Genomic DNA, 16,652 nt, shown 5'->3' on the forward strand with positions numbered 1-16,652 from the left:
CACCATCGGGGTCGACGACCGCGCTTATATGCAGGTCAGGAACGACCAGGCGGGCGGCAAGGCGGCGTGGCCGTTCACCCGCCCCTATAACCTGATCCTCAACCTCGCGATCGGCGGCGACTGGGGTGGCGCGAAGGGCGTTGACGACGCCGCGCTGCCGCAACGGATGGCGATCGACTATGTGCGCTATTGGCAAAGGGCGCCGCAATAATGAGCCAGCCCGATATCACGGTCCATCACCTCGGCCGCGAGAAGCAGCCGCTCGTCGTCATCGACAATTTCGCGCCCGACCCCGACGCGCTCCGTGCCGCAGCGATCGCCGCCCATTTCGGCCCGGCCGAGCATCATTACCCGGGCATCCGCGCGCCGCTTCCGACGGGATATATACTGGAGCAGCAACCAATCATCGCGACCATCGTCGCCGATGCCTTCGGCCAAACCGGCCTTGCCCAGGTGATCGACGCCAGCTTTTCGATGGTCACCTCGGAACCTGCCGCCCTGTCGGTCACCCAGCGCCTGCCCCATTGCGATGCCTTCGCCGTCGAACGGATCGCTCTCCTGCATTATCTCTCACCTGCAGGAGGCGACGGCACCGCCTTTTTCCGCCACCGGTCCACCGGGTTCGAGACGATCGATCAGGCCCGCGCGCCAATCTATTTCGATCAGCTCGGCGCCGAAATCCGTTACGGCGGGGAACCGTCCCTCGCCTATGTCGCCGGAGACACCCCCCTGTTCGAGCGCACGATGCTGGTGGACGCGTGCTACAATCGCGCCCTGATCTATCGGAGCTATCTGCTGCACAGCGGCGCGATCTCGCCGGACGCCCTGTTGTCGTCCGATCCGGCCGGCGGCCGGCTGACGATCACGGCGTTCCTGTCAATCGAACAAGAGGAGACGCGCTGATGGACGCATTTCAGCCAACGCGCCGGTCGGTAGTGGCGGGCCTAAGTGGAGCGGCGGTCGCCGCGGTGACGGCGGGCGCTGCGGCCCGCCCTGCCCGCTCTCCGAATCCGGATCTCGGGCCGAATGTCCTGATCGCAGATCCGTCCATGCCGCGCGCCGTCCTCCAGCAGCGGGTCGATGCCATCTTCCGGTCGATGGAACGCGCCCATTTCACCGATGCGCGCCACGCAATTCTGTTCAAGCCCGGCCGATATGATGTCGACGTCAATGTCGGCTTCTTCACGCAGGTCGCCGGCCTCGGCGCGATGCCCGGCGACGTCGTCATCGAGGGGCACGTCCATGCCGAAGCCGACTGGGCAAAGGGAATGGCGCTGGTGAACTTCTGGCGCGGCGTCGAGAATCTGGAGGTCCGCCCGCCCGACGGCGCCGATCGCTGGGCGGTATCGCAGGCGGCACCGTATCGTCGGGTCCATCTGGGCGGAGACCTCGCGCTGGACGATGGCGGCTGGTCGAGCGGAGGCTTCATCGCCGACTGTCGGATCGACGGCACCATCCGCTCGGGCAGCCAACAGCAATGGTTCACCCGCAACAGCGAGATACGCGGCTGGAATGGCGCGAACTGGAACATGATGTTCATGGGCGTCGACGGCGCCCCGGCGGCGAGCTTTCCCGAACCGCCCTATACGACCATCTCGGCCGTTCCCGTCATTCGAGACAAGCCCTTCCTCCACATCGACGCGACTGGTGAATGGAAGGTGTTCGTACCGGCCCTGCGGCGGACGGCACGGGGCGTCAGTTGGGGAGACCGGAAACCGCAGGGCAGTTCCATTCCGCTCTCGCGCTTCTTCATCGGTCGTCCCGACATGCCGGCACGACAGATCAACGCTGCCCTGGCGCTCGGGCGGAATCTGTTGCTGACGCCCGGTATCTATCACCTCGACACGCCACTCAGGATCGATCGCGCGGACACCGTCGTCCTTGGGCTCGGCCTCGCCACCTTGCTGGCGGAAGGCAGCAGCAAGGCGATCGTCGTCGCCGACGTCCCGGGCGTCACGATCGCGGGACTAATGATCGATGCCGGACCGATGCTCTCCCCGGTACTGGTTGAAATAGGTCCAAGGGGTACCATGCGCGACCACCGCGCCAATCCCACGCTTCTGTCGGACCTTTTCTTCCGCGTCGGCGGAGCAAGCATCGGCAATGCCGAGACCTGCCTGGAGATCAACAGCCACCATGTGATCGGCGACCATCTGTGGATCTGGCGTGCCGATCATGGCGATCGGGCAAGGGGCCGCGTCCATGTCGGCTGGGATGAGAGCGTCGGCAATCAGGGGCTGGTGGTGAATGGCGACGATGTGACGATGTGTGCGCTCTTCGTTGAGCATTTCCGCCGCTACAACACGCTCTGGAACGGAGAGCGCGGACGGACCTGGTTCTACCAGAACGAGCTGCCCTATGATCCGCCAAGCCAGTCCGCTTACATGGCCGGCACGACACGCGGCTGGGCCGCCTACAAGGTTGCGGACGGGGTCGACGATCATGAGGCCGTTGCGCTGGGCATCTATGCGAACTTCACCGCCGACCCCGGCATCGTGGTGGAAAGCGCGATCGAGGCGCCGCGCAAGCCGGGCATCCGCTTCTCCAGCGTCACGACGATCTCGCTCGGCGGGGGCAAGGGCACGATCGCGCATCTGGTCAACGAGGCCGGAGCGGCGGCGCGGCCCGGAGCGATCAGGCAGACGCTCGTCACCTATCCGCCCCATCCCTAACGCCGGCCGCGCACCCCGAGAACGCAGAGGCCGCCGCACAAGGTCAATGCCACCAACGCGAGCATGACGGCGCTGAAATCATGCGGTGTCGCCAGCGACCAGGTAAGCAACGGGCCAAGCAGCGACGGAAGCGTGTTCGTCAAATTGATCAGCCCCAGATCGCGACCGCGATGCTGCGGGTCCGGCAGCAACTGCATCGAAAAGGCCGCGTGCAACGGCAGGAACACGCCGGAACCGATCGCATAGACACCGAATGCCAGCGCACCCGTCCCCCAGTCGCGCGCGAACGCCATGCCGAGCAGGCCGATGGCAGCGACGATGGCGGCCGCGATCAGAAACGGCTTGCGACGATCAAGTCGGTCGGACAGGCGACCGGCCAGCACGGCGATCGGCAACGGCAGGATGAACGATATCGTCAACAGATGGCCGACGCGCGACGCGAGGTCGCGATGCGGTTCGTTCGGGGTGACGCTCTCGAAATAATAGAGCAGGTACAGCGACAGGACCACGCCAGCGATCTGCATGAAGAGCCGCGCGCCCCACGCGGCGGCAAGGTCATGGCGTTGGGAAATGGCCAACCGGCCCGGCTCGATCACGATCGGAACCGGGCGTGCGCGGGCGAATAGCAGCGGCGTCACGCATGCGGCGATCGCCAGCACCACGATCGCGAGTTGCGCTGCCTGGCCGAGCGTGCCGACACTCACCACGATCGCGAGCACCGCCGATGCCGCCGGGTTGGCCAGCGCAAGCAGGCCGCCGGTGAAACCCTTCTGGGCGTCGGGTATCTCGTCCGCCATGATTGCCGCGAGCGGCCCCAGCATCGCGTTGAGCCCAGTCTGGAAAACGATTGTCGCCACGATAATCGCGCCGGGCGTCGACGCGGCATCGATCAGTGCATAGGACATGGCCGTCGCGACCAGGCCGCCGGCCACCCACTTGCGACGTCCCTTCCCGGCCGCCACCGAGCCATCGCTGAGCCAGCCGAACAGGATGCTCGACAGGCTCGCCGCGATCGCGCCGCTGGTCACCGTCGCGGTGAACACACCAAGCCTCGCATCGCCCGCCACCGCCTCGATCTTCATCGGCAGCAACAGGCTGAGGAGCGGCAAATAGCCCATCACCCCGCCGACATGGGCGATCGCGTAGACCAGCAGGAAGCCGACCGCGCGATGGCCGTCGCGCGGTCGGCCCGCAAGCGAAGAGAGCAAGGGGAAAGGCATCGGCTATTGCCGTTTATTGCGCCCGCCAACGGCGATCGGCAACACGCACAATGCCTTCAGGTCACGGCTTCATCGTCGCCGGTTCGAGCGTCGCGGTCGAGACCATCGAGCGATCGGTGGCGTCGCGCGCCAGCGCGACGCGGTAGCGGCCGCCGGCGATCCGCCAGCCCGGCAGCTTCAGATCATAGTCTGCGACGACACGTGGCTCAGCGATCAGAGTCACCCGACGCGATTCGCCCGGCTTCAGGGAGACCCGCTTGAACGCGGCAAGCCGCATCGGCGCCTTCGATCCGTCGCGCGTGACATACATCTGCGGCACGTCCGTGCCTGCGCTGCGGCCGGTATTGACCACCTCGAACGAGAGACTCAGCGTCTTGCCGCCGGTCACGATCGGACGGCGATAGGTGAAGCTGGTGTAGCTGAGCCCATGCCCGAACGCGAACAGGGGTTGCTGGCCCTTCTTCTCATACCAGCGATATCCGACATCGGCCCCTTCGACATAATCGACCGGGAAGCTACCGAGCCGATACTTGCCCGCGCTGGCCGGATCGGCCGCGGCCTGCGCCTCGAGCGAGGTCAGCGTATCGAGCCCAACCGGCGCCAGGCGCGGCGCCTGGGACGCAGCGGCAAGGAACGTGATTGGCAAACGGCCGGACGGATTGACCCGGCCGCTCAGGATATTGGCGATCGCCTCGCCACCTCGCTGCCCGGGATACCAGGCCTGGACAACCGCCGGCACGGCCTGAATCCAGGGCATCAGCACAGGCCCGCCGGTTTCAAGCACCGCGATTGTCCGTGGCTGTGCCGCAGCCACGGACGCGATCAGCGCGTCCTGCCCGTCGGGCAGGGAAAGGTTCGGAACATCCTGGGCCTCGGTCGTCCACTGAGTCCCGAACACGATCGCGACGTCGGCGGCACGTGCCGCCGCCGCCGCGGCGGCGGCATCCTTTCCGTCGACGAAGCTGATCTGTGCTTGCGGCATGGCGGCGCGCAGCGCCTTGAGCGGCGAGGAGGCGTGGTAGGTAAGGCGAGCGAACGACATCGCCGCGCCCGAGGTCAGCGGGATTTCGATGGGTGCCCCGCCGACCGAGCGGACCTGGCTCGACCCGCCACCGGACAACACACCGACATCGGCATGGCCGCCGATCAGCACGATGCGTTTGGCCGTGGCCGCGAGCGGCAACAGGCCGCCGTCATTCTTGAGCAGCACGATGCCGGCCTCGGCCGCGCGCTGCGCTACATCCGCGTGCTGTTCATAAGGGATCGTCTGGGCCGTGTCCGGCACCGGCGCATCGTACAGGCCCGTTTCGATCAGTCCGGTCAGATAACGCACGACCATATCGTCGAGCCGGACCATCGGCACCTTGCCCGATTCGACATCGGCCTTGAGCCGGTCGCTGAAGAAGATCTCGCTATCCAGTTCCTGACCCGATTCCTGGTCTAGCCCCGCATTGGCCGCCTTGGCGGTCGAATGGACTCCGCCCCAGTCGCTCATCACCCAGCCGCGATAGCCCCAGTCGCGCTTCAGCACATGATTCAGCAGGAAATCGTTCTCGCACGCCCAGTCGCCATTGACCTTGTTGTACGAACACATGACCGACCCGGGCTTCCCCCGCTCGATCGCGATCTGGAAGGCGAGCAGGTCGCTCTGCCGCAGGCTGGCCTCGTCGATCCGCGCATCGACGACCATGCGCCCGGTCTCCTGTGCGTTGAGCGCGAAATGCTTGACCGTCGAGACGATGCGGTTCGACTGGACACCCGCGATATGAGCACCGGCCATCTCGCCCGACAGAAGCGGGTCCTCGCCCAGATATTCGAAATTGCGCCCGTTCCAGGGATCGCGCGTCAGGTTGACGCCGCCGGCAAGCAGCACGCTGAAACGCTTGGCGCGCGCCTCGGCCCCGATCATGGCACCGCCGGCATGGGCCATATCCGGGTCGAAGCTCGCCGCCGTCGCCAGGCTCGACGGCAGCGCGGTCGCGACATCGCCCTTGCGCTGTTCGACCTGGTTGGCGACGCCCAGAGAGGCATCGCTCTCGCGGATCAACGGGATGCCGAGTCGCGGAATACCGTCGATATGGCCGGCCGAGGGGATCAGCTCATTGGCCGTCTTGCCCTTGGCCATGGGCGGAAACAGCCCGTGGACGAGCCCGATCTTCTCATCGAGGGTCATCCGGGCGACGATGGTCCGGGCGCGTGCCCGTGCATCATGCGAAGCCACGGATGCCGAGGTGCGAGACGGCACCGACTGCGCGCTCGCCATTGCAGCAAGCGAAACGCTGAGCAGCGCCACGGCGATACGTTTCGACATCATCTCTCTCCTCCTTTTGCCGGCCCGCCGACAGGGGATCGGACCGATCCATTGCCACCATTCCGCTCACGCCTATGCGTCGATCGACCACCAACAGCACAGTTTGAGAACGTTCTCAACTGACTTGACACGAATTGTCCGACGAGTCATGAGAACGTTCTCAAATCAAACGCGAACTGAATCGCGTTACAACAAGTCGGCGTGACAACGTTGACAAAAATGGGGGAGGATCGATGCGCAGCTTCAATGCCAGCTCGCTTTCGCGGCTTTTGGTGAGTGTTTCGGCAATCGGGATTGCGGCCGTGCCGCACGCAGCGACAGCGCAAAATGCACCGGCGGTAACTGGCGATTCGCGAAGTCAGGCAGACGCGCCAGAGGGCGACATCGTGGTCACCGGCATCCGCGCCAGTTTGCGGCGGTCGCTCGATATCAAGCGCGATTCACAGGGCGTCGTCGATGCCATCTCGGCCGAGGAGATCGGCAAATTCCCCGACACCAACCTCGCCGAATCGCTTCAGCGCATCACCGGCGTGTCGATCGACCGTTCCAATGGCGAAGGCTCGCTGGTTACCGTTCGCGGCTTCGGCCCTGAATTCAACCTTGTGACGCTCAATGGCCGCCAGATGCCGACCGCCCTGATCGGCGACGGCGGCAGCGCGCCGTCGTCGCGTTCATTCGACTTCGCCAACCTTGCCTCCGAGGGCGTCGCCGCGGTCGAAGTGTACAAGAGCGGCCGCGCGTCGATCGAATCCGGCGGCATCGGCTCGACCATCAATATCCGTACCCCGCGCCCGTTCGACCGGCCGGGCACCCGCGGCAGCCTCGCCGTCAAGGGCGTGATGGATACCTCCCAGAACGGCAAGAACGACGTCACGCCGGAAGTCTCGGGCATCTTCAGCACGACCCTGGCGGACGACCGTATCGGCTTTGCGGTCATCGGCTCCTATCAGAAGCGCAAGGCGAGCACGAACCAGGCGATCGTCGGCTGGCGTGACGGCTATCTCGGCAACGAGAACAACTGGGGCTCGCTGGCGCCGCCCGGAACGCCGCGCGCCGCGAACATCACCAACCGGCCGGGCCCGACCGACGTCTATCAGGTCCCGCAGAATGCGTCGTATGAGTTCAACAACATCAATCGCGAGCGCATCAACGGCCAGGCGGTCCTGCAATTCCGCCCGACCGATGCGCTAACCGCGACGATCGACTATACCTATTCACGCAACACCGTCGAAACCCGCAACAGCAATGTCGGCATCTGGTTCAACCATGACGACACGTCGAGTTCCTGGACCAATGGTCCAGTTGCCGGCCCGGTCTTCTATACCGAGCGCTTCGCCGCGCCGGATGCCGGCTGCGTGGCGCCGTCGACGACCTGCAACGTCGGAAAGGACCTTTCCTATAGCGGGTCGCTCACCGCCAACCGCGCGGAGAACAAGTCGCTCGGCGGCAACCTGGTGTGGAAGGCACCGGGCGGGATGACGGTGACGCTCGATGCGCATCACTCGACCGCGGAAGTGAAGCCGACCAACAAATACGGCTCGAACATGTCGGTCGGCACCGCGATCTTCGGTGTCCAGAACCAGACGATCAATTTCGACCATGACCTACCGGTCATCTCGTACAATATGGCCCCCGGCATCGATCCGCTCAACGCCGCGCTGGTCACGCCAACCGGCAGTGCTTTTCGCAACGCCTATTTCAGGGACGAGATCAACCAGGTCCAGTTGAGCAGCCACTATGATCATCAGGGCGGCTTCCTCGACAGCCTCGATTTCGGCGTCTCCTATGTGCAGAACAAGGTCCGCTCGGCCTTCGGCACCATCCAGAACGACACCTGGGGCGGCATCGGCCCTGCGTCGTCGCTTCCCGACAACATGCTCTCGCTCGCAACGCTGCCGAACCTGTTCCCAGGCCTTGCGCAGTCGGGCATGGCCCAGAAATTCTACACCTTCAATTTCGAGCAGATGGTCGACCTGCTTGAATCGAAGTTCCAGGCGTGCAGCAAGCCGCGATCGGGTACCGCCGCTCCCGGCACCTGCCTTGCGGATTTCAATACAGACCGGCGCATCACCGAAAAGACGATCGCACCCTATCTGCAGGTAGCGACCAAGTTCGACGCGTTCGACAATCCGGCGCACATCGTCGCCGGCCTGCGCTACGAGACGACCAACGTCTCGTCCTCGGCGCTGGTGCCGGTACCATCACGCACCCAGTGGGTGTCGGACAACGAGTTCAACGTCGTCCTCTCAGGCGACAGCACCTTCACTCAGTTCCGGGGCCAGTACCAGAACTGGCTGCCGTCGGTCGATTTCGATATCTCTCCACTTCACAACGTCAAACTGCGCGCATCGTACAGCCACACGATCACTCGCGCCGCCTATGACGTCATGCAAGGCGGGCGAACGCTGGACGGACTGTTCCGTGTCGGCGGAGGCACCGGCGCGCAAGGCAACCCGGGCCTGATCCCGTACAAGTCGAAGAATATCGATCTGTCGGCCGAGTGGTATTATGGTCGCGACAGCTATATTTCGATTGGCTATTTCCACAAGAACGTCGCGAACTTCATTTCGACCACCCGCGTCGATACCACCGCGTTCGGCCTGACCACCCCCGTGGGCGGTCCGCGCTACAATGCGGCGCTCGCGGCACTCGGGGCGAATGCGACGGCCACCCAGATCCGCCAGTATATCTTCGCCCATTACCCGCAATCGTCGAACGCGGCGCAGGGCCTGATCTACGCCCTGCCCGAGGATCCAGCGCTCAACTTCCAGATCACCACGCCGGTGAACAGCGACCAGACCGCGTCGATCCATGGCTGGGAATTCGCCGTCCAGCACAGCTTCTGGGATACCGGCTTCGGCGCGATTCTGAACTACACGATCGTCGACGGCAGCGCGAAGTACGACAACAGCAAGCCTGCCACCGTCACACAGTTCGCGCTGACCGGCCTCAGCAACAGCGCGAACGCGGTCGCGTTCTTCGACAAATACGGCATACAGGCGCGTGTCGCGTACAACTGGCGCGGCGAATTCCTGCAGGCGACAGGTCCCAACCCGACCTATACCGAGGCCTATGGCCAGGTGGACGCGAGCGCGAGCTACGAGTTCAGGAAGGGGATGAGCGTCTTCGCCGAGGCCATCAACCTGACCGGCGCAGGTCGGCGCCAGCATCAGCGGTCCGATCGCAACGTCACCCTCGTCTCGCCGGGGTTCGCCCGTTACGCGGTCGGCGTTCGAGCGGCGTTCTGATCCGGGCCCGCCGGGAGACTGCAGACGACGGAAAAGCCACCCTCCAACGAGGGTGGCTTTTCCTCTTCCCGCACGGCAAGCTGCCGGTTGTGAATGAAGGCGCGTAGCGTGGACAAGGCTGTCTCCAGCATCGTGATCGTCGGCGGCGGCACCGCCGGCTGGCTGGCGGCTTGCCTCATCGCTGCTCGCGCCAATCCGGCAACCCGGGCGCCGATTGCGGTGACGCTGATCGAATCGCCCGATATCCCGACCATCGGCGTCGGCGAAGGCACTTGGCCGACGATGCGGCGGACGCTCGAACGGATCGGGATCAGCGAAACCGAATTCCTGGTCGCCTGCGATGCCTCGTTCAAACAGGGTTCGCGCTTCGTCGGCTGGCGCACCGGCGGCGCGGGCGACGACTATCTCCATCCCTTCGTCGCTCCGATCGACGGCGATCCGCGCGACGTGGTGGCGGCATGGCGCGACCAGGGCCCCAACCATCGCTTCGCAGAGATGGTCACGCCCCAGGCGCGCCCATGCAGGCTTGACCTGGCCCCGCGCCAGAGGACGATGCCGGACTATGCGGGTGCGCTCAACTATGCCTATCACCTCGACGCCGCGAAGCTGGCGGCCTTGCTCACCCGGCACGCGACCGAGCGGCTCGGCGTGCGCCATGTGCGCGACCATGTCGTCGGCGTCGAGCGGACGGAGGACGGCGATATCGCGGCGGTCCGTACGCGCACCTCGCACGACATCGCGGGCGACCTGTTCATCGATTGCACCGGACACGCCGCGCTGCTGATCGGCGAGCAATATGGCGTCGGTTTTCTCGATCGAAGCGGCGAGCTGTTCAATGATCGGGCGCTGGCGGTGCAGGTGCCGGTCGCGCCCGACAGCGCGATCGAATCGCAGACCAACGCCACCGCGCACGCCGCCGGCTGGATATGGGATATCGGCCTGCCGACCCGGCGCGGCGTCGGCTGCGTCTACTCCTCGCGGCATGCGAGCGACGAAGCGGCCGAAGCGACCCTCATCGCCTATCTGCGCGGCGCCATGCCTGGCACCGATACCGAACGCCTGTCGTTCCGCCGCCTGACCTTCCGGTCGGGCCATCGCGAGCGTTTCTGGGAGCGCAACTGCCTCGCGATCGGCCTGTCCGCGGGCTTCCTCGAACCGCTCGAGGCATCGGCGATCGTGCTGATCGAACTGTCGCTCGAGGCATTGCTCGACAATTTCCCGGCCACCCGCGACGTGATGGATATCCATGCAGGTCGCTTCAACACATTGTTCCGCTATCGCTGGGACCGGATCGTCGAGTTCCTCAAGCTCCATTATGTGCTGAGCGAGCGCGACGAACCCTATTGGCGCGATCATCGCGATCCCGCATCGATTCCACTACGGCTGGCGGAGCTGCTGCGCCTCTGGCGAGACCAGCCGCCATCGCGCGCCGACCTCCCGGCGGCGGAGGAGATCTTCCCGGCGGCGAGCTATCAATATGTGCTTTACGGCATGGGCTTCCCCGCCCCGCCCATCGGCCAGATCCGGGGAACGCCCGGAGACGGCGTGCTCCACCAGCTTCGCCAGGTCGATCAGCGCGCGCGCGTGCTCGCCGCCAGCCTGCCCACCAACCGCGCGTATCTCGATGCACTCCGCGCGCATCACGATATGGCGCCATCCATGGAAAACACTCGCTGATATGCTCGAACACGCGCTTCTCACCACCGAAGATCATCGCAAGCTACGCGTACGCACCGGGCGCGGTGCCGAGCTGGGCGATGCAGTGATGTGCAGTATCGCAGTACCGAGCGAGTTCCGCCGAGTGCAGGACGAATATCCGATCCTGTTCCGCCTCAACGACGAGCGCGACCGCTTCACCGCGCTGGCGATGTTCGGGTTCGAAACAGGCGAGAACCTGTTCCTCGACAACGGCAACTGGGACGCGCGCTACCTGCCACTGGCAGTCGACATCCAGCCTTTCCTGATCGGCGGGTCGCCGTCCGGGCACGGCGACAAGCAGGTGCATATCGACCTCGCCAGCCCACGCATTGGCGGGGATGGTGTTCGGCTGTTCGACGAGGACGGGCGGCCGAGCCCCTATCTTGAATCGATCAGCGAAAAACTGGGCGCGCTCGACGAGGGCTATCAGGAGTCCGAAAGCTTCTTCTCTGCGCTTGAGCGCCACAAACTGCTCGAACCGCTGACGCTGGAGATCACGCTCGACGACGGATCGACCAATCGCCTCGTCAGTTTCCACGGTATCGACGAGGATCGGCTGCGTGAACTCGACGCCACCACATTGGGCGAGTTGCACGCCGACGATCATCTGATGCCGATCTTCATGGCGATTGCCTCGCTCGGCCGATTGAGCGAACTGATCGCGCGCAAGAACCGCCGGATCGGGCATGGCTGAAGCCGATCCCGCGATCTTCGAAGCGCTGGCGACCGTGCCCGAAGTCACGGTCGCCGACACGGCGGCGCTGGACTCGCTGCTACGCAACGCCGATCGTCCTTTCCTGGTGCGGGGGCTGGTCGCCGATTGGCCGCTGGTGCAGGCCGGCCGGCGATCGAGCAGGGACGCGCGTGCCTATCTGCTTGGCCGGCACCGCGACGTTCCCTTCACGGTATCGGTGGGCTCCCCGGCATCGGGGGGGCGACTATTCTACGACGAGGCGATGGGGATGAACTTCCATACCCTGCGCGCCAGATTGCCCGAGATTTTTGCAAAGATGGAGGCCAACGAAGGCCGTACCGGCGCGCCGCCGATCTATCTCGGCTCAGTTGACGTTCATCAGTTCTTTAGCGGCCTGCATGAGGAGAATTATGTCGATCTCGGCGACCGCTCGCCGATCGCCAGCATCTGGATCGGTACACCTACGCGGATCGCGGCGCATAATGACCTTCCGCACAACCTCGCCTGTGTCGCGGTCGGCCGTCGGCGCTTCACGCTGTTCCCGCGCGAGCAGTTCCGCAACCTCTACCTTGGCCCGATCGACAATACGCCCGCCGGCCGCGCGATCAGCATGGTCGATTTCCACGCCCCCGATTTCAATCGTTTCCCCCGTTTCCGCGAAGCACTGCCCCACGCCCAGGTCGCCGAGCTCGACGCGGGCGACGCGCTCTACATCCCCGCCCTGTGGTGGCATCATGTCGAAGGGCTCGAGCCGTTCAACGTGCTGGTCAATTATTGGTGGCGCGAAACGCCGCGCTGGCTCGGTCAGCCGCAGGACGCGCTCAACCATGCGATGATGTCGATCCGCGACCTGCCCGACGACCAGAAGGCCTATTGGCGCGACCTGTTCGACTATTATGTGTTCGGCAGTGCTGACGACGTCGCCACGCATATTCCCGAAGAAGGGCGCAGTATCCTCGCCCCGTTGACCCCCGAAAGCGCCGGCCGTATCCGCGCCTTCCTGCTGAGGCAATTAAGCCAATGACCGATGGCATCCCGCACCCACGACGTATCGTCATCGCCGGCGGCGGCACCGCCGGCTGGATGGCCGCGGCGGCCATTGCACGTACCCTGGGGCGGACAGCCGACCTGACCCTGGTCGAATCCGATGCGATCGGCACGATCGGCGTCGGCGAATCCACCATCCCGCCGCTCGTCGTCTACAATCGCCTGCTCGGTATCAACGAAGCCGAGTTCATGCGGGCAACCCAGGCGACCTTCAAGCTGGGCATCTTGTTCGACGACTGGAAGCAGGTCGGCGATCGCTATTTCCATTCGTTCGGGGCGACCGGCAAGGACCACTGGTCCGCCGGCTTCCAGCATTTCTGGTTGTACGGACGCACCAGGGGGCATGACCAATCCTATGACGATTATTGCCTGGAACTGATCGCAGCGCTTCAGGGCAAGTTCGCGCATCTCCCGGACGACGGGATGAACTACGCCTACCAGCTCGATTCCACCCTCTATGCGAAGTTCCTCCGCACCATGGCCGAGGGCGACGGCACGAAGCGCGTCGAGGGCAAGATCGCTCGGGTCGACCTCGACGGCGAGAGCGGGAATATCGCGGCACTGGTGCTTGAATCGGGCATGCGCGTCGAAGGCGACCTGTTTCTCGATTGCACGGGTTTCTGCGCGGTGCTGATCGAGCAGGCGTTGCACGCGGGCTTCGACGACTGGACTCACTACCTGCCGTGCGACAGCGCCATCGCGCTCCAGACCGAAAATGTTCGCCCGCCTGTGCCCTATACCCGCGCGATGGCGCACGACGCGGGCTGGCAATGGCGCATCCCGCTCCAGCATCGCAGCGGCAACGGCCTCGTCTATTGCAGCCGCTATCTCTCGCGCGACGATGCGCTCGAACGGCTGCTCGGCAATGTCGAGGGCGACGTGCTGACCGAACCCAATTTCCTCCGCTTCACCACCGGTTCCAGGCGGCGCCAATGGTATCGCAATTGCATCGCGATCGGCCTGTCGGGCGGCTTCATGGAGCCGCTCGAATCGACCAGCATTCACCTGATCCAGCGTGCCGTACTGCGGCTGATCCGGATGATGCCAATGGGTGAGATCAGCGCCCGCGACGTGGCCGAGTTCAACGACCAGCAGGACGAGGATACGCGGCAGATCCGCGATTTCCTGATCCTGCATTACAAGGCTACCGAGCGCCGCGACAGCCCCTTCTGGCGCCAGTGCGCGGCGATGACGATCCCCGATTCGCTCGCCCAGAAGATCGAGCTTTTCCGAGAGACAGGCCGCGTCTTCCGCAAGAATGAGGAACTGTTCGCTGAGAACAGCTGGGTTCAGGTGATGATGGGCCAGGGCATCATACCCCGGACCTATCATCCGATCGCCGAGAAGCTGCGCGACGACGAGGTCGACAAGTTGCTCGGCACGATCCGCGACAACGTATCCCGCACCGTCGCGTCGCTGCCCGAGCACGGTGCCTATGTCGCCCGTTATTGCGGCGCGGCGACTCCAACGACACGAGGCTGAGCAGAATGGCACGGCGACGGCAGGCCGTCACGATCAAGCACGTCGCGGCCGACGCCGGCGTATCGCTCCAGACGGTCAGCAGGGTGATCAACAAGGAGCCGAACGTCCGGCCCGAGATGAGTCTCCGGGTACAGGCTTCGATCGACAAGCTCGGCTATGTGCCCTCGATCGCTGCCCAGCGGATGAGCGGATCGCGCTCCTATCTCATCCTCGCTCTCAACGATCGCGAGCGCACCATCGCCGACTGGCGGAAGCGCGAGGGCACCGACTGGGTCGATCAGATGCTGCTCGGCGGCATGCTCACCTGCGCCGAATATGGCTATCGAATGATCGTCGAACTGGTCGATACGCATAGCGACCATATCGAGCGCGAGTTGCTCGCCGCGATCGCCGCGCTTCAACCTGATGGCGTGATCCTGACGCCGCCCCATTCGCAGAACCCGCTCATCACCAATCTTCTCGACGAACAGAAGATCAGCTTCGCCCGGATCGGCTCGCTGACGGAGGGACCCGGCTTCGCCCTGACGATGGACGACGAGCGCGCCGCACGCATGGCAACCGAGCATCTGATCGGGCTTGGCCATCGCAGGATCGGCTTCATCGCAGGCTCGCTTGAATATGAACTCAGTGCCTGGCGCGTCCATGGCTGGCGTGCTGCGATGGAGGAGGCAGGCCTGGAAACCGCAGACCTGCTCGCCGAAGGCGATTTCAGCTACGCGTCGGGCAGGAACGCCGCAACCCGCCTGTTCGATCAGGGCATGCCGCCCACCGCGATCATCGCAAGCAACGATCAGATGGCGCTGGCGACGCTCGAAACGGGTCGCGAGCGCGGCATCGACGTACCGCGCGATCTGTCACTCGTGAGTTTCGACGACACTCCGATCGTCCGCTTCACCCACCCTCCGCTGACCGCCGTTGTGCAGCCGATCGCCGACGTCGTCGCGCGAGCCGTCGAACTGATCATCGCCGACCAGGCCGGGCGCGATGTTCCCGATATGCCAGTCGCGGTGCCGGCGACGCTGGTGCTGCGCAGCTCCACGGCACCGCCCCGGCACGGCTGATCGACCATATGGCACGCCCCCGCATCGGGATCGCAATCCGACGATCCGAATCCGGAGACGGCCTGGGACAGGAGCATGGCGCGTGAACCAGCAACGGTCGCGGCGGCAACGAAACGCCGCCACCATCAAGGATGTCGCCCGCAAGGCCGGCGTGTCCCCGATGACGGTGTCCCGGGTGCTCAACGCGAAACATAACGTACATCCGACGACACGAGAGGCGGTCAATGCAGCGATCACGGCGCTCAGCTACACCCCCAATCCAGCGGCGCGCAGCCTGGCCGGCGCCGCGCCGGTGCGGATCGGCCTGCTCTACAGCAACCCCAGCGCCGCCTATCTCAGCGAGTTCCTGGTCGGCAGCCTCGACTATGCCAGCCGCGCCAACATCCAGATCATCGTCGAGAAATGCGACGGGCCCGAACAGGCGCGGGAAGCCGCCACCCGGCTGCTCCGCGGCGGTGTCGAGGGCATCGTGCTGCCGCCGCCGCTCTGCGATTCGCTGACCCTGCTCGAGGCGCTGCGCGAGGCCAATGGCCTCGCCGTCACCGTCGCCAGCGGCCATCCCGCCCCCGGCTTCTCCGCCGTCAGCATCGACGATCACCGTGCCGCCTTCGAGATGACCCGCCACATCGCCGCGCTCGGCCACCAGCGCATCGGCTTCATCATCGGCAATCCCGACCAGACCGCCAGCGAACGCCGCCTCGCCGGATATCGCGATGCGCTCGACGCGGTCGGTCTCCCCTATGACGCCGACCTCGTCGCCCAGGGGCTGTTCACCTATCGCTCCGGCCTCGACGTCGCCGAGCAGCTGCTCGACCTCGCCAACCCGCCTTCCGCCATCTTCGCCAGCAACGACGACATGGCCGCCGCCACCGTCGCCGTCGCCCATCGACACGGCCTCGACGTGCCCAACGACCTCACCGTCTGCGGCTTCGACGACACCGCCCTCGCCACCACCATCTGGCCAGAACTCACCACCATCCACCAGCCCATCACCGACATGTCCCTCGCCGCCGTCGAATTGCTGGTGAAGGAAATCCTCGATCGTCGCGCCGGGCACCGTCAGGCACCGCGACACCTCCAGCTTGGCTTCCGGCTGGTGCGGCGACAGTCCGACGCGGCGCCCCGCCGGCGGCCGCTCGCGACCACCCTTCGCCTTGCCTGATGAAGCGGCAGCAAAGCCGCGCGGGCGACAGACCGATCGCGCGACGATTGCGCCGCG

General features: G+C 65.1%; 12 protein-coding genes (1 of these 12 cut by a window edge). 10 read left to right on the forward strand and 2 right to left on the reverse strand.

All coding sequences use genetic code 11. The annotated features are described in order from the left end of the window. The 3 genes in view from NDN01_RS13585 to NDN01_RS13595 are tightly spaced (each overlapping or abutting the next) and all read left to right on the forward strand, a layout consistent with a single transcriptional unit that may run on beyond the window. Positions 1-211: the 3' portion of a glycoside hydrolase family 16 protein gene (locus NDN01_RS13585; RefSeq protein ID WP_272622015.1), read on the forward strand. The gene continues 614 nt to the left of window position 1, outside the view; 211 of the gene's 825 nt are visible here — the last part of the coding sequence; its start codon lies beyond the left edge, outside the window; its stop codon occupies positions 209-211. Continuing rightward, positions 211-903: a DUF6445 family protein gene (locus NDN01_RS13590; RefSeq protein WP_272622017.1), complete on the forward strand. Its 693-nt coding sequence runs from the start codon at positions 211-213 to the stop codon at positions 901-903. Before NDN01_RS13585 ends, NDN01_RS13590 begins: the two co-directional genes overlap by 1 nt. After that, entirely contained in the window at positions 903-2,672 is a 1,770-nt protein-coding gene (locus NDN01_RS13595) for an adenylyl cyclase (protein ID WP_272622019.1), read from the forward strand. Before NDN01_RS13590 ends, NDN01_RS13595 begins: the two co-directional genes overlap by 1 nt. Here the strand turns inward: NDN01_RS13595 and NDN01_RS13600 are convergent. Continuing rightward, positions 2,669-3,892 carry an MFS transporter gene (locus NDN01_RS13600; protein ID WP_272622021.1) on the reverse strand — a complete coding sequence of 408 codons (1,224 nt, stop codon included), beginning with the start codon at positions 3,890-3,892 and terminating at the stop codon, positions 2,669-2,671. The genes NDN01_RS13595 and NDN01_RS13600 overlap by 4 nt on opposite strands. Positions 3,893-3,953: 61 nt before the next feature. Continuing rightward, positions 3,954-6,203 carry a beta-glucosidase family protein gene (locus tag NDN01_RS13605; RefSeq protein WP_272628201.1) on the reverse strand — a complete coding sequence of 750 codons (2,250 nt, stop codon included), beginning with the start codon at positions 6,201-6,203 and terminating at the stop codon, positions 3,954-3,956. Between the two features lie 233 nt (positions 6,204-6,436). Between NDN01_RS13605 and NDN01_RS13610 the strand changes: the two genes are divergently transcribed. The 7 genes from NDN01_RS13610 to NDN01_RS13640 all read left to right on the forward strand — a co-directional run bounded on the left by NDN01_RS13610 (position 6,437) and on the right by NDN01_RS13640 (position 16,595). Next, on the forward strand, positions 6,437-9,451 hold the full coding sequence (locus NDN01_RS13610; protein WP_272622023.1) for a TonB-dependent receptor: 3,015 nt from the start codon (positions 6,437-6,439) through the stop codon (positions 9,449-9,451). 93 nt (positions 9,452-9,544) lie between these two features. After that, the gene (locus NDN01_RS13615) at positions 9,545-11,128 is read left to right on the forward strand and encodes a tryptophan halogenase family protein (RefSeq protein WP_272622025.1); all 1,584 of its coding nucleotides are present in this window, start codon (positions 9,545-9,547) and stop codon (positions 11,126-11,128) included. A gap of 1 nt (position 11,129) precedes the next feature. Continuing rightward, positions 11,130-11,843 (forward strand): SapC family protein, encoded by a 714-nt coding sequence (locus tag NDN01_RS13620; protein WP_272622028.1) that lies wholly within the window; start codon positions 11,130-11,132, stop codon positions 11,841-11,843. Further along, a complete protein-coding gene (locus NDN01_RS13625) occupies positions 11,836-12,867 on the forward strand; it encodes a cupin-like domain-containing protein (protein ID WP_272622030.1) in 1,032 nt (343 codons plus the stop codon). Before NDN01_RS13620 ends, NDN01_RS13625 begins: the two co-directional genes overlap by 8 nt. Next, positions 12,864-14,372 (forward strand): tryptophan halogenase family protein, encoded by a 1,509-nt coding sequence (locus NDN01_RS13630; protein ID WP_272622032.1) that lies wholly within the window; start codon positions 12,864-12,866, stop codon positions 14,370-14,372. Before NDN01_RS13625 ends, NDN01_RS13630 begins: the two co-directional genes overlap by 4 nt. A gap of 5 nt (positions 14,373-14,377) precedes the next feature. Continuing rightward, positions 14,378-15,433, forward strand: a complete 1,056-nt coding sequence (locus NDN01_RS13635) for a LacI family DNA-binding transcriptional regulator (protein ID WP_272622034.1) — start codon at positions 14,378-14,380, stop codon at positions 15,431-15,433. An 82-nt stretch (positions 15,434-15,515) separates the two neighbouring features. Further along, positions 15,516-16,595: a LacI family DNA-binding transcriptional regulator gene (locus NDN01_RS13640; RefSeq protein WP_272622036.1), complete on the forward strand. Its 1,080-nt coding sequence runs from the start codon at positions 15,516-15,518 to the stop codon at positions 16,593-16,595. The last annotated feature ends 57 nt before the right edge of the window (positions 16,596-16,652 follow it).

Source organism: Sphingomonas sp. QA11 (genome assembly GCF_028473665.1).
In the GTDB taxonomy this organism is placed as follows: Bacteria; Pseudomonadota; Alphaproteobacteria; order Sphingomonadales; family Sphingomonadaceae; genus Sphingomonas; species Sphingomonas phytovorans.

What these genes read in the sequence shown, in the direction of transcription:
- NDN01_RS13595 (WP_272622019.1), top strand. Translation starts at nt 903, where the DNA reads ATGGACGCATTTCAGCCAACGCGCCGGTCGGTAGTGGCGGGCCTAAGT.
- NDN01_RS13630 (WP_272622032.1), top strand. Translation starts at nt 12,864, where the DNA reads ATGACCGATGGCATCCCGCACCCACGACGTATCGTCATCGCCGGCGGC.
- NDN01_RS13600 (WP_272622021.1), bottom strand. Translation starts at nt 3,892, where the DNA reads ATGCCTTTCCCCTTGCTCTCTTCGCTTGCGGGCCGACCGCGCGACGGC.
- NDN01_RS13615 (WP_272622025.1), top strand. Translation starts at nt 9,545, where the DNA reads ATGAAGGCGCGTAGCGTGGACAAGGCTGTCTCCAGCATCGTGATCGTC.
- NDN01_RS13590 (WP_272622017.1), top strand. Translation starts at nt 211, where the DNA reads ATGAGCCAGCCCGATATCACGGTCCATCACCTCGGCCGCGAGAAGCAG.
- NDN01_RS13610 (WP_272622023.1), top strand. Translation starts at nt 6,437, where the DNA reads ATGCGCAGCTTCAATGCCAGCTCGCTTTCGCGGCTTTTGGTGAGTGTT.
- NDN01_RS13620 (WP_272622028.1), top strand. Translation starts at nt 11,130, where the DNA reads ATGCTCGAACACGCGCTTCTCACCACCGAAGATCATCGCAAGCTACGC.
- NDN01_RS13635 (WP_272622034.1), top strand. Translation starts at nt 14,378, where the DNA reads ATGGCACGGCGACGGCAGGCCGTCACGATCAAGCACGTCGCGGCCGAC.
- NDN01_RS13625 (WP_272622030.1), top strand. Translation starts at nt 11,836, where the DNA reads ATGGCTGAAGCCGATCCCGCGATCTTCGAAGCGCTGGCGACCGTGCCC.
- NDN01_RS13605 (WP_272628201.1), bottom strand. Translation starts at nt 6,203, where the DNA reads ATGTCGAAACGTATCGCCGTGGCGCTGCTCAGCGTTTCGCTTGCTGCA.